This is a genomic window from Pseudomonas granadensis (assembly GCF_900105485.1).
Lineage (GTDB): Bacteria > Pseudomonadota > Gammaproteobacteria > Pseudomonadales > Pseudomonadaceae > Aquipseudomonas > Aquipseudomonas granadensis.
Window position 1 is genome coordinate 2,546,321 of record NZ_LT629778.1, and the last position, 22,301, is coordinate 2,568,621.

General features: G+C 59.4%; 18 protein-coding genes. 9 read left to right on the forward strand and 9 right to left on the reverse strand.

Translation table 11 applies throughout. From position 1 onward, the window contains the following. Positions 1-52 precede the first annotated feature (52 nt). Positions 53-616 (forward strand): alkyl hydroperoxide reductase subunit C, encoded by a 564-nt coding sequence (gene ahpC / locus BLU52_RS11390; RefSeq protein ID WP_016774916.1) that lies wholly within the window; start codon positions 53-55, stop codon positions 614-616. 127 nt (positions 617-743) lie between these two features. Next, complete coding sequence (gene ahpF / locus BLU52_RS11395) at positions 744-2,306, forward strand: alkyl hydroperoxide reductase subunit F (protein WP_090283271.1); 1,563 nt, start codon at positions 744-746, stop codon at positions 2,304-2,306. A gap of 278 nt (positions 2,307-2,584) precedes the next feature. Here ahpF and gloA read toward each other — a convergent pair whose 3' ends face one another. After that, positions 2,585-3,106: a lactoylglutathione lyase gene (gene gloA / locus BLU52_RS11400; protein WP_090283272.1), complete on the reverse strand. Its 522-nt coding sequence runs from the start codon at positions 3,104-3,106 to the stop codon at positions 2,585-2,587. 138 nt (positions 3,107-3,244) lie between these two features. On the opposite strand from gloA, the gene BLU52_RS11405 reads away from it, so the two are divergent. Next, positions 3,245-3,763: a DUF4946 domain-containing protein gene (locus BLU52_RS11405; protein WP_090283273.1), complete on the forward strand. Its 519-nt coding sequence runs from the start codon at positions 3,245-3,247 to the stop codon at positions 3,761-3,763. A 216-nt stretch (positions 3,764-3,979) separates the two neighbouring features. On the opposite strand, the gene BLU52_RS11410 is transcribed toward BLU52_RS11405, so the two are convergent. The 3 genes from BLU52_RS11410 to BLU52_RS11420 all read right to left on the reverse strand — a co-directional run bounded on the left by BLU52_RS11410 (position 3,980) and on the right by BLU52_RS11420 (position 7,085). Next, on the reverse strand, positions 3,980-4,345 hold the full coding sequence (locus BLU52_RS11410) for a histone-like nucleoid-structuring protein, MvaT/MvaU family (protein ID WP_090283274.1): 366 nt from the start codon (positions 4,343-4,345) through the stop codon (positions 3,980-3,982). Between the two features lie 233 nt (positions 4,346-4,578). After that, positions 4,579-6,114 (reverse strand): EAL domain-containing protein, encoded by a 1,536-nt coding sequence (locus tag BLU52_RS11415; protein ID WP_090283275.1) that lies wholly within the window; start codon positions 6,112-6,114, stop codon positions 4,579-4,581. Positions 6,115-6,212: 98 nt separating this feature from the next. Beyond that, entirely contained in the window at positions 6,213-7,085 is an 873-nt protein-coding gene (locus BLU52_RS11420; RefSeq protein ID WP_090283276.1) for a LysR family transcriptional regulator, read from the reverse strand. A gap of 76 nt (positions 7,086-7,161) precedes the next feature. Between BLU52_RS11420 and BLU52_RS11425 the strand changes: the two genes are divergently transcribed. Both BLU52_RS11425 and hppD read left to right on the forward strand, forming a co-directional pair. Further along, positions 7,162-8,100 (forward strand): DMT family transporter, encoded by a 939-nt coding sequence (locus BLU52_RS11425; protein WP_090283277.1) that lies wholly within the window; start codon positions 7,162-7,164, stop codon positions 8,098-8,100. A gap of 248 nt (positions 8,101-8,348) precedes the next feature. Further along, the gene (gene hppD, locus BLU52_RS11430) at positions 8,349-9,425 is read left to right on the forward strand and encodes a 4-hydroxyphenylpyruvate dioxygenase (RefSeq protein WP_090283278.1); all 1,077 of its coding nucleotides are present in this window, start codon (positions 8,349-8,351) and stop codon (positions 9,423-9,425) included. A gap of 124 nt (positions 9,426-9,549) precedes the next feature. Here the strand turns inward: hppD and rarD are convergent, their stop codons facing one another. The 4 genes from rarD to BLU52_RS11450 form a co-directional block, all read right to left on the reverse strand. Further along, complete coding sequence (gene rarD / locus BLU52_RS11435; protein WP_090283279.1) at positions 9,550-10,431, reverse strand: EamA family transporter RarD; 882 nt, start codon at positions 10,429-10,431, stop codon at positions 9,550-9,552. A gap of 169 nt (positions 10,432-10,600) precedes the next feature. After that, on the reverse strand, positions 10,601-12,712 hold the full coding sequence (locus BLU52_RS11440) for an acyltransferase family protein (protein WP_090283280.1): 2,112 nt from the start codon (positions 12,710-12,712) through the stop codon (positions 10,601-10,603). Positions 12,713-12,822: 110 nt separating this feature from the next. Next, entirely contained in the window at positions 12,823-13,836 is a 1,014-nt protein-coding gene (locus BLU52_RS11445) for an aldo/keto reductase (RefSeq protein WP_090283281.1), read from the reverse strand. Positions 13,837-14,170: 334 nt separating this feature from the next. Next, complete coding sequence (locus tag BLU52_RS11450) at positions 14,171-15,484, reverse strand: MFS transporter (RefSeq protein ID WP_090283282.1); 1,314 nt, start codon at positions 15,482-15,484, stop codon at positions 14,171-14,173. Positions 15,485-15,653: 169 nt separating this feature from the next. Between BLU52_RS11450 and BLU52_RS11455 the strand changes: the two genes are divergently transcribed. The 4 genes from BLU52_RS11455 to BLU52_RS11470 all read left to right on the forward strand — a co-directional run bounded on the left by BLU52_RS11455 (position 15,654) and on the right by BLU52_RS11470 (position 21,179). Continuing rightward, positions 15,654-16,772: a sugar diacid recognition domain-containing protein gene (locus BLU52_RS11455; protein ID WP_090283283.1), complete on the forward strand. Its 1,119-nt coding sequence runs from the start codon at positions 15,654-15,656 to the stop codon at positions 16,770-16,772. A 216-nt stretch (positions 16,773-16,988) separates the two neighbouring features. After that, on the forward strand, positions 16,989-18,128 hold the full coding sequence (locus BLU52_RS11460; protein WP_090283284.1) for a glycerate kinase: 1,140 nt from the start codon (positions 16,989-16,991) through the stop codon (positions 18,126-18,128). A 196-nt stretch (positions 18,129-18,324) separates the two neighbouring features. Next, the gene (locus BLU52_RS11465; RefSeq protein ID WP_090283285.1) at positions 18,325-19,950 is read left to right on the forward strand and encodes a methyl-accepting chemotaxis protein; all 1,626 of its coding nucleotides are present in this window, start codon (positions 18,325-18,327) and stop codon (positions 19,948-19,950) included. A 41-nt stretch (positions 19,951-19,991) separates the two neighbouring features. Then, complete coding sequence (locus BLU52_RS11470; RefSeq protein WP_090283286.1) at positions 19,992-21,179, forward strand: pyridoxal phosphate-dependent aminotransferase; 1,188 nt, start codon at positions 19,992-19,994, stop codon at positions 21,177-21,179. A 143-nt stretch (positions 21,180-21,322) separates the two neighbouring features. Here the strand turns inward: BLU52_RS11470 and BLU52_RS11475 are convergent, their stop codons facing one another. Then, positions 21,323-22,300: a 2-hydroxyacid dehydrogenase gene (locus BLU52_RS11475; protein WP_090283287.1), complete on the reverse strand. Its 978-nt coding sequence runs from the start codon at positions 22,298-22,300 to the stop codon at positions 21,323-21,325. Position 22,301: the final 1 nt, after the last annotated feature.

Below are 22,301 nucleotides of genomic sequence, written 5' to 3' on the forward strand. Positions count from 1 at the left end.
GAGTGGGTAGGATTCACCCATCAACTTCATAACCCCTGACGGAGAGTCATCGATGCCTATCATCAACAGCCAAGTAAAACCGTTCAAAGCTACCGCGTTCAAAAACGGCGACTTCGTTCAAGTCTCGGACGCTGACTTGAAAGGCAAGTGGTCCGTGGTCTTCTTCTACCCAGCCGACTTCACCTTCGTTTGCCCAACCGAACTGGAAGACCTGGCCGACAACTACGCTGAGTTCAAGAAACTGGGCGTAGAGATCTACAGTGTTTCTACCGACACTCACTTTGCCCACGCTGCCTGGCACAACACTTCGCCAGCCATCGGCAAGATCGAATACACCATGATCGGCGACCCGACCCACGTCATCTCGCGCAACTTCGACGTGCTGATCGAAGAAGCTGGCCTGGCTGACCGTGGCACCTTCGTGATCAACCCTGAAGGCCAGATCAAAATCGTTGAACTGAACGATGGCGGCGTTGGCCGTGACGCTTCCGAGCTGCTGCGCAAGATCAAGGCTGCTCAGTACGTCGCTGCACACCCAGGCGAAGTTTGCCCAGCCAAATGGAAAGAAGGCGAGGCCACTCTGGCTCCGTCCCTGGACCTGGTCGGCAAGATCTAAGTCTGTGACACGCAACGCAGGGCGGCACGCCGCACCTTTCTAGCTAGTTAGCTGCACCGCCCAATAAAAATGCCCGGGCGAGATTCGCTCGGGCTTTTTTTCGCCTCAAATAAAGGAAATCGCCCGTATGTTGGACGCCAATCTTAAAGCCCAGTTGAAATCGTACCTGGAACGGGTCACCCAGCCGATCGAGATCGTTGCATCCCTCGACGACGGTGCGAAATCCCGTGAAATGCACGACCTGCTGAAAGACGTTGCCAGTCTTTCGAGCCAGATTACTTTGATCGACAACGGTGACGATGCACGCAAGCCATCGTTTTCGATCAACCGCCCAGGCGCCGACATCAGTCTGCGTTTCGCCGGTATCCCGATGGGCCACGAATTCACCTCGCTGGTGCTGGCCCTGTTGCAAGTCGGCGGCCACCCGTCGAAAGCCAGTGTTGAAGTGATCGAGCAGATCCGCTCGCTCAAAGGCGAGTTCAGCTTCGAGACCTACTTCTCGCTGTCTTGCCAGAACTGCCCGGACGTGGTCCAGGCGTTGAACCTGATGGCCGTGCTCAACCCGAACATCCGTCACGTCGCCATCGACGGCGCGTTGTTCCAGGACGAAGTCAACGATCGCAAGATCATGGCTGTACCGAGCATCTACCTCAACGGCGAGAACTTCGGTCAGGGCCGCATGGGCCTGGAAGAGATCCTCGCCAAACTCGACACCGGCGCCATCGAGCGTCAGGCCGAGAAAATCAGTGCCAAAGAGGCGTTTGACGTGTTGGTCGTCGGCGGTGGCCCGGCCGGTGCTTCGGCAGCGATCTATGCGGCGCGTAAAGGCATTCGCACCGGCGTTGCGGCTGAGCGTTTCGGCGGCCAGGTGCTCGACACCATGGCCATCGAGAACTTCATTTCCGTACAGGAAACCGAAGGGCCGAAGCTGGCGACCGCGCTGGAAGAACACGTCAAGCAATACGACGTCGACATCATGAACCTGCAACGCGCCGACCAGCTCATCCCGGGCAAGAACGGCGAGCTGCATGAAGTCCGCTTCGCCAGCGGCGCGACACTCAAAGCCAGGAGCGTGATCCTGGCGACCGGTGCGCGCTGGCGTGAAATGAACGTGCCGGGCGAGCAGGAATATCGCAACAAAGGCGTGGCGTACTGCCCTCACTGCGATGGTCCACTGTTCAAAGGCAAGCGTGTCGCGGTGATCGGCGGTGGTAACTCCGGCGTTGAAGCGGCCATTGACCTGGCGGGTATTGTCTCGCACGTCACGTTGCTGGAATTCGACGTCCAGCTGCGCGCCGATGCCGTGTTGCAGCGCAAACTGCACAGTCTGCCAAACGTCACCGTGATCACCAGTGCGCAAACCACTGAAGTCACCGGTAACGGCGAGAAGGTCAGCGGTCTGCGTTACAAGGATCGTACGACCGATGAGTTGCGCACGGTCGAGCTGGAAGGCATCTTCGTGCAGATCGGTCTGCTGCCCAACACCGATTGGCTCAAAGGCACCATCGAGCTGTCGCCACGTGGCGAGATCATTGTCGATAACCGTGGCGAGACTTCGATCCCGGGGATCTTCGCTGCCGGTGACGTGACCACCGTGCCGTACAAGCAGATCGTGATTGCGGTGGGCGAGGGCGCCAAGGCTTCGCTGAGTGCTTTCGATCACCTGATCCGCACTTCGGCGCCGGCATAACGGCCTGGCCGGAAATGAAAAAACCCGTGAGTGATCACGGGTTTTTTTATGGCGCGTGAAAAGCGGCCCCTCATCGGAACGCCGCCCGCCCAGCCCTCTCCCGAATTAGAGGGAGCTGACCGAGGTGCTTGGCGTTATCCGCCGACCTCAAAGAGCCAGTCAATTGCGTATTCAGCGCTGGTCGTTCAGGTCAGCATCACATCTCGAAGGCTCCCCAATCAGTGCCCTCTCCCTCCGGGAGAGGGTTAGGGTGAGGGGCTTCCAAGGCTTTTCAGTTCTTACAACGGCGCCGGTTGAATGATCTCAACCCAGTAACCATCCGGATCCTTGATAAACGCCAGGCTCTTCATCCGTCCATCAGTCAGGCGCTTCTGGAAATCGCAGCCCAGTTCTTCGAAGCGTGCACACGCCGCAACGATGTCCGGCACGGAAATACAGATGTGGCCGAAACCACGCGGGTCGGTATTGCCATTGTGATAGGCGAATTCGGCATCGTTCTCGGTGCCGTGGTTGTGAGTCAATTCGAGAATCCCCGGAATCGACTTCATCCATTCGGTGCGAGCAGCGGCGTCAGCAGGGATTTGCGATTTGTCGACCAGAGCAAGGAAGTAGAGGCTGAATTCGGCTTCCGGGAAGTCGCGTTTTTCGACCAGCGAAAAACCCAGTACGCGGGTGTAGAAGTCCAGGGACTTGGTGATGTCTTTGACGCGCAGCATCGTGTGGTTGAAAACGAAGTTGCGGGTTGCGCTGTCCGGGGTGGCGGTGACACCGGGGAATGTGTTGAGTTCGTGCAGGCTCATGGGCCCTCCAATAACTATGGGCGAGTGATGGGCGCAATGATACGCATGCCTGCCGGCATCGCCAAATGAAAGGGCAGACTTGCCCTGTGCCCGGGCGAGCCTCAGACTTTACCGCTCAATTTGCGAGTGCTTGCGGCAATGATCCGACTGTTCAAATCCCTCTGTGTGTTTTCTGCCTTGTCGTTTGCGGCTGTGTGCGTGGCCGCGAACGAGCCAGGTATCACCTGGCCAGCCGGCTGGCAGGTCGAAGCGTTGCCCGCGGCGACTGCGCAGGTTTCCCGTCAACGGGCGGTGAAAACGGATGCCGATGGCAATCAGGTGATGGTGATGGAGCTGACCATGACCGAAGTCGAAAAGGACCATCAAGTCAATTTGCGGGGTGTGCTGCTGGAGATGCGCAAATCGATTCAGAAGGATTTTTTCCAAAGCGGCTACCAGAGTGTCTGCAACAAAGTGCACGCCGCGACACTGGGAACTTTGTCTGCGCTGGAAACCACTTGTACGATCACTGAAAACGGACGCCATGTACTGTCGCAAACCCTCGTCGCGGCAGTCGAGGCGGACAAGGCCTATGTACTTTCCTATGCGGGGCAGGCCGAGGCTTATAAAGCCAGTGCAGACGAGATAGTGGCGGTGAGAAACAGCTTGAAACTTTAAGCCGCTGTTCTGCACGAGACGGTTAGATACCGGAAGGGATTAAGACTAAAGTTTAATCGTAGCGCCGTCTGGAAACATCAAGCAGCAAATTGTTTAGCCGCTGGCTCATAAACGTTACACAAAAGTCGCAACTTGTACGATGAAATTCATTTCATTTGTTAGATATTGTCAATAAAAAAGCCCCGCTTGATGCAGGGCTTTTAATCGATTGGCGAATTAACCGCGCAACCACGAATCCACGGTGCCGGCACCGTATTGTTCCTTCCAGGCTTTCAGGCCGCGGTGGTTGCCGCCCTTGGTTTCAATCAGTTCGCCGGTGTGCGGGTTCTGATAGACCTTGACCACACGAGCGCGGCGGGTTTTAGGTGCTGCAGCGGTCTGCAAGCCGGATTTTGCCGGGTTTGGATCGAGGATGGCGATGATGTCCTTCAGGCCTTTGCCGTAAGTTTTCATCAGCCCCTGGAGCTTTTCTTCGAATTCGATTTCTTTCTTGAGCCCGGCGTCGTTCTTCAGCGATTCCAGCTGCTTGAGCTGTTCCTGAAGGGCCTTTTCAGCTGCACGAAATTCAGCGAGTCTGGACAATATCTTTACTCCAATAGTGTGTTTGGCTGATACCAACCGCAAACAATGCTATAAGCCAAGAGCCGTGAAGCGACTCGGTGATAATGGCTCACCTGCGAATTTTGCTCAGGTTGAAAAAATTGTAGTAGTTAATGCGCCAAGAGTAAATCCTGATGTTGTCTTGATGTAACAACAGTGGTCTTTTGTATCAATTTGGTGCGCCTTATCGGTACGCTCGTCTTGAAACAGCTTAGTTAACGATGAGTTAATGCGTCGATGAAATCCGCAGCGGGCATCGGTTTGGCAAACAGATATCCCTGGAGGAAATCGACATGATGCGCGGCCAGATAGTCGGCCTGTGCCTGGGTTTCGACACCTTCAGCAACAATACCCAAATCCAGCTTGGCCGACAGCTCGATAATCGTGTCGAGTATGTGCCGGGATAGCGCGTCGATGCCGATCATGGCAACGAAGCTCTGATCGATTTTCAAAAAGTCCACGTTGAATTTGCGCAAGTAGGCAAGGCTGGAGTGCCCGGTGCCGAAGTCATCGATGGCGATCTTCACGCCCATTGAATGCAGGTGCTCAAACAGTCGACGACTGATCTCGGTGGGTTCGATAAGTTCGCGCTCGGTCAATTCAAGCACCAGGCTGATGCTGCCGGGCGAGAATGCGCCGAGAAACAGCCGACAGTCCTCCACCAGCTCCAGGTCCCGGCAATGGCTGGCGGTGATATTGATGCCAATGTGAAAAGGTGCAGTGAAGGTCGATGACAGCGGTCCCAGCAGCGCAGCGGTTTGCTGCATCAGTGCGCGGGTCATTGGCACGATCAGTCCCGAATGTTCGGCGAACGGAATGAACAGGTCCGGTCGCACCAGACCCTCCTTGGGATGAGCCCAGCGCATCAGCACCTCGGCCCCCGACCAGGCCTTGCTGTCGCCATGCACCACAGGCTGGAAGTAGGGGACGAACTCACCCGCCTCCAGCGCGCGAAGCATCTCGTGACTTGGTGATGTCGAGCGCTTCTGCACAACATGGCCGATCGCGCCCGAGACCGCGCCGAAGAAGATCAGCAGGCTGAACAACGGCGGGTACTCAGCAGCCATGTAGCGCCAGGTCTCACCTTTGGCGAAACCGGCGCTGACGCTAAACCCGTAGCGCGATGAAACCAGCGTCGTCGGCGCAACGGGAAGTGCGGGGAGGGCGCCGGCGTGGACTTTGCCCTCAGCCGCCAGCCAGTTATCACCCACCTGTAGAACCAGCAGCGTCTGTCGTCCGATCAGCCGAAGGATGTTGCTCAGGTGATAACCGTCCAGCGTGGTCAACGCGCCGCCGCGGCCTTCGCTGAGTCGATACACCAGCAGCGCGGTGTCCGGTGTCACCGGGTTGCCGTTCATCAGCCATAATTTGCCCTGGTTGTAGTCGCCAGCATTCACGACTTCCTGGTAGTCGCCAAACAGCGAGCTGCAATAGAGGTTGTCGTCCCAGACCAGATTGGTCGAGCGCACGAACGGGCGGCGGGTCACTTGTTCACGCAGGGCAAGCTTGACGCTTTCGCAAGTCTGGCCGGCCAGGGGCAGCAACTCATGTGCCGCCTGGGCGGTGTTGTCGAGCATCAGTTCAAACTGGCGCATGGCCTGATCGGCGGTTTCCTGCGAACTCTGTTCCAGCGTGCGCTGCGCCTGCGAGTGCAGAATCAGGCAGCCGAGTACTAGCGGCAGCAGCCCGCTCAGCAGCGTGACGATGATGCGCGTGCTGCGTTTGCGGCGGGGTCTGACGGTCAACGGCATGGGCGCATCCTGTCGCGATGGAGTGGGCGAAGCTCGGCGCGCTGTACAAAAACAGTCAGCCAGAAGCGAGAATAGATCGAACGACACGCTCGCGCTGCTCAGCGATGATGGATCCGCGTCGCCATTTCGATAAACGCCAGCGTGGCGGGTGATGCCTGGCGGCGATCAAGAACGGCGAGTCCGACCTGACGCTTGACCGCAGGCAACAATGGCTTCTTCACGAAAGCGCTGTCTTGCGTTTGTGGCAATGAGCCTTCGGCGACGATGGTGATGGCGTCGCCACGGCTGACCAGATCGAGCGTACTGAGCAGTTGCGCACAGCGGTAGCGGATATTCGGTTGCAGGCGTGCGGCCATGAACAGTCGCGACACCAGTTCCGAAGAGCCGGCCTCGGTGAGCACGAATGGCGCCTCGCACAAATCTTTCAGGCTTAACGCCGGGTGCCTTGCCAACGGGTGATCGGGCGGCAGCAGGGCGACCATCTGGTCTTCGATCAAAGTGAATGTGTCGAAGCGCTCCTCTGGCAATACCACGAAGCCGATGTCGATGCGTCGCTCCTCCAGCCATTGAATCACTTGACGATCCGGTCCTTCATCAACGTGCACTTCGATGCCCGGATGGGCTTCTCGATAGCGCCGCAGAATGGCCGGTAGCAGCTTGATCGACGAGGTCGGCCCGAACGAGCCGATGCGCAAGGTGCCGCTTTTCATCCCTCGCGCATCGGCGGCTTCCTGACGCAATGTATTGGCCAGACCGAGCATCGCACGGGCGCGCAGCAGCAATTGTTCACCGATGGTACTGAGCTCTACTTGCGACTGATGCCGGCGCAGCAGTTCCACGCCAAGTTCCTGTTCCAGTGATTTCATCGCGTGGGACACCGCCGACTGGGAAATCCCCAAGCGATGGGCGGCCAAGGTAAAACCGCGCAGTTCGGCGACCAGCGAGAAGATTTCCAGTTGCGTAAGGGTCATGAGTATTTGCTCATTTTACGATGAACGCGAATGAGGTCGATCATAAAGCATCTGCAACCTTTCGAGCCTCGACTACATGCACAACCCTGGAAAAACATCATCCGACGTTCCGGTTTATCTGACCCTCGCCGGGGTAACGATGATCTGGGGCGGCACATTCGTCGCCGGCCGGTTTCTGGGCAGCAGTCTGAATCCGGTGTTCGCGGCCAGCCTGCGCTTTTTGCTGGCCAGCCTGGCCTTGCTGGGCTTTTTATGGCTGACGCGAATTGCGCTTGTCCGCCCGACTGCCCGCCAGTGGTTGCGCTTGGCACTGTTGGGGTTCTTCGGGATTTTCTTTTACAACCTGTGCTTCTTCTATGGCCTGCAATACATCAACGCGTCGCGCGCTTCGTTGATCGTCGCGCTGAACCCGGCGGTAATCGGTCTTGCTTCGTGGTGGTTGTTCAAGGAGCGCCTGGGCTCAATGAAAACCGCAGGTATCGTGATCTGCATCGTCGGCGCCGCATTGGTGATCGTCAGCCGTAATCCGCAATTACTGGCGGCGACGCCCGACGCATGGATGGGCGATTTATTGATCTTGGGGTGCGTGCTGGGCTGGGGTGTTTATTCATTGTTTTCCCGTGAACTGAACCAGTCGTTGGGACCGGTGCAGACGGTGACGTACTCAGTCCTGATCGGGACGCTGATGTTATGCCTGTTGGCGGCAGCGCGCGGCGAACTGAGCTGGACGGCACTGAATGATCTGGGCGCGCCGCAATGGCTGAGCCTTGCCTACCTTGGTGTGCTCGGTTCAGCGCTGGCATACATCGGTTATTACCACGGCATCCGCAAGATCGGCGCGACGCGCAGTGGCGTGTTCATCGCGCTCAACCCGCTGACGGCGGTGATCTTCGGCGCGCTGCTGCTGGGCGAACACCTGACGCCGACCATGTACGTGGGCGGTGCGCTGATCCTCGGCGGCATCTACCTGTGCAACAAACCCCTTGCGACAGATGCAAAAAAGCGGATTTCATAGGGGCAGCAGACAAGCCGGTTTACGCTGTGTAGAATCGGGTTACGCATACAATAATAATCGTCTTCTGGCAGCAGAAGCCTCGCCCGCAAGAGCCTTGGGTCGACAATGAAGATATTCGGGTTTCAACTGATCTACGGTGACTTCCTCGCCCGCAGTGTGCGTGGCATTTCCTGCGCGCCGCCCAGCGCTCTCAGCATGACTCGCCAATAAACCCCCGGTTGATTGATTAGAAATGATGAGGCGTCACCATGGCAGATTTATACGAAAACCCAATGGGCCTGATGGGCTTTGAGTTCATCGAGTTCGCATCGCCGACTCCTGGCACGCTGGAGCCGATCTTCGAGATCATGGGCTTCACCAAAGTCGCCACCCACCGTTCCAAGAACGTGCACCTGTACCGTCAGGGCGCGATCAACCTGATCCTCAACAACGAACCGAACAGCGTCGCCTCGTACTTCGCCGCCGAACATGGTCCGTCCGTTTGCGGCATGGCATTCCGCGTCAAGGATTCGCAAAAGGCCTACAGCCGCGCACTGGAACTCGGCGCACAGCCGATTCACATCGAAACCGGTCCGATGGAGCTGAACCTGCCGGCGATCAAAGGCATTGGCGGTGCGCCGCTGTACCTGATCGACCGTTTCGGCGAAGGCAGTTCGATCTATGACATCGACTTCGTGTTCATCGACGGCGTAGACCGCAACCCCGTCGGTGCCGGCCTGAAGATCATCGATCACCTGACCCATAACGTTTATCGCGGTCGTATGGCCTATTGGGCAAGCTTCTACGAGAAGCTGTTCAACTTCCGTGAAATTCGCTACTTCGACATCAAGGGCGAATACACCGGCCTGACCTCCAAAGCGATGACCGCACCGGACGGCATGATCCGCATCCCGTTGAACGAAGAATCGTCCAAGGGCGCCGGGCAGATCGAAGAGTTCCTGATGCAGTTCAACGGTGAGGGCATCCAGCACGTCGCGTTCCTCACGGACGATCTGATCAAGACCTGGGACCAGTTGAAGAAGATCGGCATGCGCTTCATGACGGCACCGCCGGACACCTACTACGAAATGCTCGAAGGGCGTCTGCCGAACCACGGCGAGCCGGTCGACCAACTGCAATCGCGCGGTATCCTCCTCGATGGCGCATCGGAGCAGGGCGACAAGCGTCTGCTGCTGCAGATCTTCTCGGAAACCCTGATGGGCCCGGTGTTCTTCGAGTTCATTCAGCGCAAAGGCGACGATGGTTTCGGTGAGGGCAACTTCAAGGCACTGTTCGAGTCGATCGAGCGCGACCAGGTGCGTCGTGGTGTGCTGACGACCGAGTAAACCGCTGCACCGATGAATTGTGGGAGCCAACCTGCTGGCGATAGCGACTTCAGATTCAGCATAAAAGTTGACTGACAGATCGCAATCGCCAGCAGGCTGGCTCCCACATTTTTTTGTGTTTGGCTTATGGGCGGCTTTGTCGCATGAGGTGCTTGAAGCCTTCGAAAACCAGCACCACCACCGCCACCCAGATCGGGATATAGGTCAGCCATTCCCCGGACTTGATGCTTTCACCGAGCAACAGCGCCACGCCGAGCAGCAGCACCGGCTCAACATAACTCAACAACCCAAACAGACTGAACGGCAGCAAGCGGCTGGCGATGATGTACACCACCAACGCTGAGGCACTGATCAGGCCGAGCAGCGGAATCAGCCAGAGCAACCCGGGGTATTGGTCAAACACGCCCAAGCCTTGCTCGCCGCCCTGCACGAACCACCAGGCGACCGGGAGCATCAAGGTCATGTCGACCCACAAGCCACCGAGGTTGTCGGTCTGAAGGTATTTGCGCAGTACGAAGTACAACGGATAGCCGACCACGACCACCAGGGTTGCCCAGGAAAAACCGCCCACCTGATACAGCTCGTTCAGCACGCCGAGGCTGGCAAAAAACACCGCGATCTTTTGCAGATACGACAGGCTCTCGCCGTAGGCAATCCGCCCGGTCAGCACCATCGCGAGCGGCAGCAGGAAATAACCCAGCGAGACATCGAGGCTGTAGTCGTTCAGCGGCGCCCACATGAACAGCCACAGCTGCACGCCGAGCAACGCGGCCGAGATGATCAAGCCGCCGATCAATTTCGGCCTGGCTGCCATCAGCCGCACCAGCTCGATAACCCGCCGCCATTCCCCGGAAACCAGCATGAACACGGTCATGCACGGCACGGTCAGCAGCATCCGCCAGCCAAAGATCTCCACACCGCTCAACGGTGTGAGCAACGAAGTGTAGTAATACATGACGGCAAACAGCACGGAGGCCGAAACCGATAGAGCGATACCTTTAGCCAAGCTGTCCTCGCAGGTTGAGGGTTGAACGGGGCGCGAAGGATACGTGGTTTTTGTGCTGAATATTGATCGGTTGCTCAATATTCTTCACAGCCATCAACCGGATCGCCGCGCCATCAGCATAGCTACTGGTTTCCCTGTGGGAGCGAGCCCGCTCGCGAAGCGCTTGAAATCACTGAGCACCCTTCAACGGATTGCCAAAGCGCTTGAGGTACATTTCACCAAACCGGTAAGAGGCGTAATCGGTCATGTGACCCAGATCACGATAAACCGGCAAGCCATCGACCGTGGTCGCGCAAGCGCCATCCTTGCATTGCAGGCTTTTCGGGTCGATGACGATCAGGCTCGGGTACTCGCCCTGCAGTTCGCTGAACAACCGGGCCAATGTCGGATCTTCGTCATTTGACCAAGGCACCGAGGCGCACTGATTGCTCTGTTCGGCGCTGCCGAGCAAGCCGCGCAACTTCACCTGTTTCAACAAACACTCGTTGATCCCCGTTGGCATCGGCAAGGTATTCATCAGGAACACGGGTGTTGCGCCGGACTTGACGATGATGTCCAGGGCTTGGCGGAGCGCGACGCCGAGGCGTTGTTGCGACAGTTCGACACTGCGCGGATCCTCCAGGCGGGTGACGATGGCATCGGTGAGATAGGCCTCCCAGAACTGCCCGATGATCACGTAGCGGAAATGATCGTTGGCGATCATTTCGTAGTAGCGTTGCGCAGCGTTGTGGCATTTCTGATACAGCGCGTTTTTCGCTTTGTACCAGTTGTAAAGGTAGATGTTCGGCAAGGCCAGGCAGGCCGGATATCCCTGTGCGAGCACAGCCAGACCCGCGTCCTTGGCCAGTGTTTCAATGAAACCCCAATAATGGTTCGAGTAGGAATCACCCATCAACAGAACCTGAGGCCTGGCCTGTGCGGCGCCCATGATGCAGCCAGGATCGGTGCCGTCGCTCACGCCCAGACAGGCTTCCCGATTGGCCGGCACCGACGCTTTCAAACCGTTGAACAGATTGTTCGAGCCCTGATTGAAGCGGTTCGGCCAGCCCTCGTTCCGGTCACCGGCCGAGTGCAACAGCGACAAGGCAATCGCCGGCACGATCATCAGCCCGATCAGGGTTTTGCCAAAGCCAGCGCGCGCCTTGCGGAAACGGTTTTCGATCAGCACGAAGGACAGATAGCCGATGACGAAGGTCGCGCCGAAGTACACCAGCTGCACCAGCGGGGTGAGGGCGATGCCCAGGTAGCTCGTCACGGCGAGAATCGGCCAGTGCCACACGTACAGTGAATAGGAGAGCGTGCCGATAAACACCAGCGGCCGGAACGCCAGTAATTTCGAGGTCACGCTGGCATCTCCGATGCCGCGAAACAGCAGCACGGCCGTGGCCAGGCACACGGCGATGGCGTGGTAGCCGGGAAAACCCGACAAGATATCTTCGCGCGTCGCGCAGTAGAACAGCGTCGCCAACGCCAGCGCACAGATCAGCGAAGCGTTCAGGCGCTTGAGCCGGAACGTCTCGCTGCTGAAAATGACTGCGCAGGAACCGATCATCAATTCAAAGATGCGTGCGGTGAAGAAGTAATAGTTTCGATCGGGATAGGCGTACGACAGGTACAACGCCAGTGCCATTGCCGCGAGGGTCAGACCCAGCACCGTGGCTTTGAAAACTCTTTTTGCTACGTAACGGTTGAGCAGCCAGAGGCCCAGTGGCAAGGCCAGATACCATTGCCATTCGATGGCCAAAGACCAGGTGTGCAGCAACGGCAGACTTGCCGCATCCGGCGTCGCGTAGCCGCTGGTCACTTTGGAAAAGTACTGATTTGAAATCAGCAGCGAGGTGTATTTTTCACTTTTGAGAAAGTCGACGTAGTCGCTGGGCAGATACAACAGCGTGGTGATCAGCAACGTTGCGATCAGCAGGGCGATTATCGCCGGTTGCAGGCGCCAGATCCGCCGCGTGTAAAAGCCGCTGAAGCTGAAAGAGCCCTTGTCCAGCGAGGTCATGATGATCGAGGTGGTCAGGTACCCGGAAATCACAAAGAAGATGTCGACGCCGATGTATCCCGACGGAAACAACGCCAGGCCGCCGTGGAAGATCAACACCAGCAGCACGGCGATGGCGCGCAGGCCGTCGATATCGGCGCGGTACTCAATCGAGGGTTTGCGCCCGATGGTCGTTGCCGTCTTTTCGGCGTGAAGCTGTGAATGCGGATCGTGATGGTCGCCGGGGTTTTCCAGCAGAGCAGGCTTCGCGGGGGCCTCGACGGAGCGATCGAACATGCAGTTATCCCTAGCAATTTTGCGCCGATCAATCCAGTTTCCGTTTGATCACGCTGAATTCAATGAAAAACAGCCGATTGTATCGGCTGTTCTACATTAGGGAAGACCTGTTATGCCTGATGTGGTTTGCGCCCAGAGACGAAATGGCTGACATCGTTGAAACCCGGTGTCGAAGCATGCCCCGGTGTGACCAGTGAATCGATGAACGCCTCATCCTCGGCGCTGATTTTCACCGCCTGCGCCTGGGTATAGGCATCCCACTGCGCCTCGGTCCGCGGCCCGACAATGGCCGAGGTCACGGCGCTGTTGTTCAGCACCCAGGCAATCGCAAACTCGACCATGCCGACCCCACGCTGCTCGGTGTACTGCTGAATCTGCTGGGCAATGCGCAACGACTCGACGCGCCACTCGGTTTCCAGAATGCGCTTGTCCTGGCGCCCGGCGCGGCTGTTGACGTCCGGTTGCACATCCGGCGCGTACTTGCCGCTGAGCACGCCACGGGCCAGCGGACTGTAAGGCACCACGCCGAGGCCATAGGTTTGCGCAGCGGTGATCTGCTCGATCTCGGCCTGACGGTTGACGATGTTGTACAGCGGCTGGCTGACCACCGGGCGGTCAACGCCGAGCTTGTCTGCAACACGAATCACCTCGGCGATCCGCCAACCGCGATAGTTCGACAGCCCCCAATAGCGGATCTTGCCTTGGCGAATCAGATCGCCAATCGCCGAAACGCTCACGTCAAGCGGCGTGTTGTGGTCTTCGCGGTGCAGGTAATAGATGTCGACGTAGTCAGTGCCGAGCCGAGTGAGGCTGGCTTCGAGACCGTTGAAGATGTGTTTGCGGCTTAAACCGCTGCGGTTTGGCACGCCGTCGACCGGGCCGAAGCCGACCTTGGTGGCCAGCACCCATTCGTGCCGATGCCGGACGATCGCCTCACCCACGATCTCTTCGGAACGGCCGTTGGTGTAGACGTCGGCGGTGTCGATGAAGTTGACGCCTTGGTCCCAGGCCTTGTCGATGATGCGCAGCGAATCTTCGGCGCTGGTCTGTTCGCCGAACATCATTGTGCCGAGCGTCAAGGTGGAGACCTGCAGCCCGGAGTGGCCGAGTGTGCGGTAGCTCATGGCGAAATCCTTTTTGGCGATGGGAGGGGGTTAATCAAATACCAGATGCGCCAGTCGTCGCAAAGTGAATTTATAAGATCAAGAGCCCCTCATCGGAACGCCGCCCGCCTAGCCCTCTCCCAGAGGGAGAGGGGACTGATCGAGGTGACTTGGAGAGATACGCCACACGCAATACCGAGTCGAACGCACATTTTGAAAAGCATAGAGATCGGCTCCCTCTCCCTCGGGAGAGGGCTGGGGTGAGGGGTCGCCGATCTCAAATTCCAACCAATCCTGAGCCGAACCGAAATAAAAACGGCCCAAAACAGGGCCGTCTATGGAAAACGTCTCAAGGCTAAGCCCGCAACGTCCGCGTCATCCGCAACGCCAACAAGCTCCCGCCGACAATCACCGCCGCGAGCAGATACAGCGCCGCATCCGTCGAGCCCGTGCTGTCCTTGACCCAACCCACCAGATACGGGCTCAAGAACCCGGCCATCTGTCCCATCGAGTTGATCAACGCCAGACCACCCGCCGCTGCGCCGGCGCTCAACATCGCGGTCGGTACGGGCCAGAACATCGGCAACCCGGTCAGCGCACCCATGGTGGCGATGGTCAAACCGAGAATCGCAATTGCCGGATTCGCCGCGAAGTTCACGGCGATCAGCAAACCAATCGCGCCCATCAGCATCGGCACCACCAGATGCCAGCGGCGTTCCTTGCGCAGGTCGGCCGAGCGACCGACAACCAGCATGAACACCGCCGCCAGCAGATAGGGAATCGCGCTCAACCAGCCGATCACCAGGTTATCGCTGAAACCCAGATTCTTGATGATCGACGGCAGCCAGAAGTTGATCGCGTAAACGCCGCTCTGGATGCAGAAGTAGATCAGGCCGAACGCCCAGATCGCCGGGTTCTTGAACACGGCCAGCAGCGAGTCGGAGGTGGATTTTGGTTTGTTCGCCAGGTCTTCGGCCTGATCTGCCTCAAGCACCGCGCGCTCGTGCGGGGTCAGCCATTTGGCGTTGGCGAAGCTGTCGCTGAGCAGGAACCAGGCGAGGGCGCCGAGGATGACCGTCGGAATGCCTTGCAGCAGGAACATCCACTGCCAGCCGGCGAGACCGCCCTGGCCGGCGGCGAAGTGATTGAGAATCCAGCCGGAAAACGGGCTGCCGAGCAGACCCGATACCGGAATCGCCGACATGAACAGCGCCATGATCCGGCCGCGGCGGAACGTCGGGAACCATTGCGAGAGGTACAGCACCACACCGGGAAAGAACCCGGCCTCGGCCGCGCCGGTGAACAGCCGCAGAGTGTAGAACTCCGTCGGCGTGGTGACGAACAGCAGGCAGGTCGACAGCGTGCCCCAGGTGATCATCATCAGCGCGATCCAGCGCCGTGGACCGAATCTGGTCAGGGCCAGGTTACTCGGCACGCCGCACAGCACGTAGCCGATGAAGAAGATTCCGGCACCGAGGCCGTATACGGTTTCGCTGAACTTCAGCGCGTCGAGCATCTGCAGTTTGGCGAATCCAACGTTGACCCGGTCGAGGTAGTTGAACAGGTAGCAGATAAAGATGAAGGGGATCAAACGCAGGGTGATGCGTTTGTAGACGGCGTTTTTACCGTCGGCGTCGATGGTCTGGGTAGCTGCGGCGCTCTGCGACATAGCGGCTCTCTCTTTATTATGATTTTTTGCGATGCAAAGGTTAACGTTGATCGCCCCGAGAGTCTCGGCCACCTTTGGCCGGATTGTCTTTGTGCCTGAGCACAGGGTTTGCCGGCAGACCCTGTGCGGGTGAACAATTGCACGCGCCGAATCAAGGATTGCCGCTGTCATGTTCGAACTTGACCACGACCTCGCCCAGGACATCGTCGACCGGGCGATGGCCATTTTGCCTTACAACGTCAACGTCATGGACAGCCAGGGGCTGATCCTCGGCAGCGGCGAACCAGAGCGCATCAACACTCGCCACGAGGGGGCGCAATTGGTGTTGGCCAATGGCCGCGTGGTCGAAATCGATACGCAGACAGCGGTGCATCTCAAGGGCGTGCAACCGGGCATCAACCTGCCACTGCTGCTCGATCAGCGTTTGATCGGCGTACTTGGCATCACCGGCGACCCCGAACAACTGCGCACCTATGCCGAACTGGTGCGCATGACCGCAGAAATGCTGGTTGGCCAGCGCAACCAGCAGGCCGAGCAGCAATGGCGACGCCAGCGTTGTGATGATCTGCTGGCGCTGTTGCTGAGCGAAGCGGGTGATTCGCCGCGGCTGGTCGACGAGGCGCAGCAACTGGGGCTCAAGCCGCAACTGACGCGGGTGCCTCATCTGTTCGAACTGGGTGCTGAGCACGGTCCGGGGCAAACCGTTGAGGCGTTGAGTGCCTGGCTGATGTCGCGTTACCCGGACAGCTGGTGCGTAAGCTCGGCGCAGTCATCGCTGCTGTGGTGTCGCCCGGCGAGTCAGCACATCGAGCACGAGCGCTTGCTGGAAAAACTCGATGGCCTCGGCTGGAAGATCCTGCGCATTGCCGTAGGCGGGCAGGCCGACGGGCTGGCCGGGCTGCGCCGTTGTTATCGGCGGGTCGGCGATTTGCTCGCCTACGGGCGCGAGGTCTTGCCGCATTCGCGCGTGCTGACGCTCAACCGTTATCGTTTGCCGGTGATGCTCTGGCGCCATCGTAACGATGACGCGCTGGACGAACTGCTCAAACCGCTGCGCAAGGTGATCGCCAAGGACAACAACGGTCAGTTGCTGGCAACGCTGCGCATCTGGTGCGAACACGACGGCCAGAGTCAGGCCTGTGCCGAGGCCTTGGGCATTCATCGCAACAGCCTGCGTTACCGGATGGAGCGGATTGCCGAGCTGAGCGGGGTCGATCCGCTCAGGCTGGACGGGATGTTGGCGCTATATCTGGGGGTGCAGCTGTTGCCGCAGACGGATCCGAATTGATCTGGCGCCCTTCAGGGCGCTATCGCGAGCAGGCTCACTCCTACATTTGTAATGCATTCCCCTGTAGGAGTGAGCCTGCTCGCGATGACGCCAGAAGCTTCAACATCGATCTTTTGTGAAAATGAACAACAATCCTCTCCAGCCCTTGTGCAACCGACCGGCGTCAACACACCGACCGACTGGCAGCATGACGGACATTGCCACCGGAGAATTCCCATGAAAGTCGTCATCGCCCCCGATTCATTCAAGGACAGCCTCAGTGCTCAGGGCGTCGCCGAGGCCATCGCCCTAGGCCTGGCGCAGGTGTGGCCGCAGGCGACGCTGGTCAAATGCCCGATGGCCGATGGCGGCGAAGGCACGGTGGAGTCGATTCTGGCGGCCTGTGCCGGCGAATTGCGCCGAAGCCGCGTGCGTGGCCCGCTCGGAGCGCCGGTCGAGGCGGCGTGGGGCTGGCTGCCGCAGACCCAGACCGCGATCATCGAAATGGCCGAAGCCAGCGGCTTGCAATTGGTGCCGCCGGGGCAGCGCGATGCGTGCATCAGCAGCACGTTTGGCACCGGCGAACTGATTCGCGCGGCGCTGGATGCCGGCGCGCAACGGGTGATTCTGGCGATTGGCGGCAGCGCCACCAACGATGGCGGCGCCGGTGCGATGCAGGCCTTGGGGATCAAACTGCTCGATGCGCAGAACCAGCCGCTGGTCCCCGGCGGACTGGCACTGGCGCAACTGGCGCGACTGGACCTGAGCGCACTCGACCCGCGTCTGGCGCAGGTGCGTTTCGATATTGCTGCGGATGTGAACAATCCGCTGTGCGGCCCGCAGGGTGCGTCCGCGATTTTCGGCCCACAGAAAGGCGCTTCGCCGGCTCAGGTGCAGCAACTTGATCACGCCTTGGGGCACTTTGCCGAACTGTGCGCGCAGGCGCTGGGCAAAGACGTTAGCGATGAACCCGGCAGCGGTGCGGCGGGCGGTCTCGGTTTCGCCGCCAAGGCGTTTCTCGGAGCGCAGTTTCAGGCTGGCGTGGAAGTGGTGGCGGAGCTGGTGGGGCTCGCCGACGCTGTTAAGGGCGCCGATCTGGTGATTACCGGGGAAGGGCGCTTTGACGCGCAGACCTTGCGTGGCAAGACGCCGTTCGGCGTTGCACGGATCGCCAAACAACACGGTGTGCCGGTGGTGGTGATTGCCGGCACCTTGGGTGAGGGTTATCAGGAACTGTATGACCATGGCATCGACGCGGCATTCGCCGTGACCAGCGGACCAATGACCCTGGAACAGGCCTGCGCCGAAGCACCACGATTGTTGCGCGAACGCGCCACCGACATTGCTCGCGTCTGGCAAATGGCGCGGCGCGTGTGAAATTCGCGATCGCTGTTTCATCCTTGAAACACCGATAAAAATAATTGCAACGCACCCGCAATCTTCCTCAAGCCTGGCCGATACAAAGGTCAGGCGCACACAAAACTCCCAAAACAGTGGCGCCGGACTGCAGCCCACCCCCGCGGCTCAGTGATATGGCATGGACGCTCGTAGCTTCTATCTTGAGAGTGCAGCCATGTCCTTGCGTAACCTGAATATCGCACCCCGTGCCTTCCTCGGTTTTGCCTTCATCGCCCTTTTGGTGGTCGTACTGGGTGTGTTTGCCGTCAACCGCATGTCGGTCATCCGCCAGGCGTCAATTGATATGAACACGACGCAACTGCCCAGCGTGGCCCATCTCAGCGTGATAACGGAAAACGTCCTGCGGATGCGCATTCTCTCGTTTCGCGTATTGGTCAATCGCGAACCTGCCGCGTTGCAGGAAGCGCAGGCGCGCATTGCCGCATTGGTAGACAAGGCTCGCAAGGCACAAGCCGCCTATTCGCAACTGCACGCCGGCGAGGAAGAGCGCGCGCTGTATCAGACGTTTTCGGCCACGCTGGACAACTACGTGCAAGCGCAGAACCAGATGCTCGAGTTGTCGCGCCAGGACAAAATGGAAGAGTTGCGTACCCTGATCAACACGCGAATCAAGGAAGGCACCGACCAGATGGGCGAGCAGTTGAACAAACTGATCGCAATCAATGCTGCCGATGCCAAGACCGCGTCGACTCGCGCCGGCGATTATTACGACAGCGCCATTACCGGGATCATCATTGTCGCGGTGATTGCAGCGCTGGCCACGGTGTTGCTGGCCTGGCTGTTGACCCGCAGCATTGTCACACCGCTCAACCGCGCGCTGCTGGCGGCGCAAACCATCGCCGCTGGCGACTTGAGCAAAGCCATCGACGTCGACGGCAAGGACGAGCCGGCGCGCCTGCTCGAAGCCCTCGCGGCAATGCAGGTCAATCTGCGTCAAACCATCGAACAGATCGCCGGTTCCGCTACGCAATTGGGCGCGGCCGCCGAAGAACTCAGCGCCGTGACTGAAGAAGCCTCGCGCGGTTTGCAGCAGCAGAACAACGAGATCGAACAGGCCGCGACTGCCGTCAACGAGATGACCGCCGCTGTCGAAGAAGTCGCGCGCAACGCCGTGTCGACTTCGGAAGCGTCGAACCAGTCGACCCATGCCGCCCGTGAAGGTCGCGACCAGGTGGTGAAAACCGTCGACGCGATCCAGACCATGACCCACGACGTGCAGAACACCGCGCAGATGATCGAAGGTCTCGCTGCACAGGGTCGCGATATCGGCAAAGTGCTCGACGTGATTCGCGCCATCGCCGAACAGACCAACCTGCTGGCACTCAACGCCGCGATCGAAGCTGCACGTGCCGGTGAGGCCGGACGAGGCTTTGCCGTGGTCGCGGACGAAGTCCGAGCACTGGCCCATCGCACCGCGCAGTCGACCCAGGAAATCGAAAAAATGGTCGCTGGCATTCAAAACGGTACCGGCGAGGCGGTTTCGTCGATGCAGCAAAGCAACCAGCGCACCCAGATCACCCTGGAAATGGCCCGTGCTGCCGGCGTCGCGCTGGAGCAGATCACCCAGTCGATCCACCAGATCAACGAGCGCAACCTGGTGATCGCCAGCGCCTCGGAAGAGCAGGCGCAGGTTTCGCGCGAAGTCGACCGCAACCTGGTGAACATCCGCGACCTGGCCACGCAGTCGGCGGCCGGGGCTAACCAGACCAGCGCCGCGACCCACGAACTGTCGCGTCTGGCCGTGGATTTGAATGCGATGGTGGCGCGTTTCGTGATTTGAGATACGGTGAAGGCTGGAAACCGCGCGATCAGGAGACGTACATGCGCTATTCAGCCTTGACCCAACGCATTGCTGGCGAGGGCGCCGCCGCCTGGCAGATCCACGACCGAGCGTTGGCGTTGCGCGCCGAGGGCGTCGATATTCTGCTGCTGAGTGTCGGCGATCCGGATTTCGATACGCCGCTGCCGATTGTCCATGGCGCCATCGACAGCCTGTTGGCCGGCGATACGCATTATGCCGACATCCGCGGCCGCCTCGAACTGCGCAGGCTGATTGCCGCGCGCCACTGCCAGCGCAGTGGTCAACGGGTTGACCCTGATCAGGTGATTGTCTTGCCCGGCGCGCAATGCGCGGTGTATTCGGTGGCGCAATGTCTGCTCGATCCCGGCGATGAGGTGATCGTCGCCGAACCGATGTACGTCACTTATGAAGGCGTGTTCGGCGCGTGCGGCGCGACGGTCATTCCAGTGCCGGTGCGCCCGGAAAACGGATTTCGTGTCGACCCGGCCGATGTCGCTGCGCGCATCACCTCAAAGACCCGCGCGATGTTGCTCAACAGCCCGAACAATCCCAGTGGCGCCAGCTTGCCGCTGTTGATCTGGCAGGAACTGGCGGCGCTGTGCATTCGCCATGATCTGTGGCTGATCAGCGACGAGGTCTACAGCGAACTGCTTTACGAAGGCCGGCACATCAGCCCGGCGAGTCTGCCGGGCATGGCTGAACGCACGGCGACGATCAACAGCCTGTCGAAATCCCACGCCATGACCGGCTGGCGCATCGGCTGGATGATCGGGCCGCAACCGCTGGCCGAGCATTTGGTCAACCTGTCGCTGAGCATGCTCTTCGGCCTGCCGGATTTCGTGCAGAAAGCTGCACAGGTTGCGCTGCAAAGTGATCTCCCGGAAGTGACGCAGATGCGCGAGGAATATCGCCTGCGCCGCGATCTGGTTTGCGAGCGTTTGCACGGCTGCCCGGGCCTGCATCCGATCAGGCCGGATGGCGGCATGTTCGTGATGGTCGATGTGCGCCAGACCGGGCTCGGCGCCCAGGCGTTTGCCGAGCGATTGCTCGAAGGTTATGGCGTCTCGGTGCTGGCGGGGGAAGCGTTTGGGCCGAGTGCGGCGGGGCATATTCGCATTGGCCTGGTGGTCGACCGGGTGAAACTGGCCGACGCCTGCGCGCGGATTGCCTTGTGTGCGGCGCAGCTTTTACAGGCGCGCAGTGCCTGATCGTCTTGCATTGCCTGCCCCGGCCCAATCGCTAGCAGGCTAGCTCCCACAGTGATTCGAGGCGGACATCAGCTTTGTGTTCGCCCCAAAACCCTGTGGGAGCTAGCCTGCTAGCGATGAGGCCAGAGCGGGCAATGTAGATCTCAGCCCTGCCACGTCAATGGATTCACCAGATTCGCCGGCTTCTCCCCAGCCAACGCCGCCAACAGATTCTCCACCGCACACCGCGCCATCGCCTCGCGCGTTTCATGGGTCGCCGAACCCATGTGCGGCGTCGCCACGACATTGTTGAGCTGCAACAATGCCGAGTCATGACCGAGCGGTTCACGCTCGAACACATCCAGCCCCGCGGCACGAATGCGCTGATGATGCAGCGCCTCGATCATTGCCGCCTCGTCAACTACCTTGCCGCGCGAAATGTTGATGAAAATGCTCTCCGGACGCATCAAGGCAAACTGCTCGGCGCCGATCAACTTCTCAGTCTGCGCCGTCAGCGGCAAGGTCAGGCAAATGAAATCCGCCTGTCTGAGCAGGTCCTCGAGGTTGCGGTATTGCGCATCGAAGCGCTGCTCTACCGCCGGTTTGCGCGACTGGCTGTGGTAGATCACCGGCATGCCAAAACCGAAATGCCCGCGCTGGGCCAACGCCTCGCCGATGCGGCCCATGCCGATGATGCCGAGCGTCTTGCCATGTACGTCAGTGCCGAAATGTGCCGGGCCGATGTTGCGGCTCCACTGGCCGCTGCGCACCATGTTCGCCAGTTCCACCACACGCCGGGCCGTCGCCAGAATCAAGGCGAAACCGGTGTCGGCGGTGGTTTCGGTGAGCACGTCCGGGGTGTTGGTCAGCAGGATCCGGCGACGACTGAGGTAATCGATGTCGTAGTTGTCGACACCCACCGAAACACTGGCAATGGCTTGCAGGTGCGGGGCCAGATCAAGCAACGCAGCATCGAGTTTCAAACTCGCACCGAGCAAGCCGTGGGCGCGGGGCAGGGCGTCACGCAGTTGCATCAGGCCGTCGGCGTCGAGGCTTTCGATCAGCGTCACTTCGAACTGCTCTTGCAGACGCGCCATGAGCGCGGGCGAGAGTTTCTTGTACAGCACGACGTGTTTTTTCATG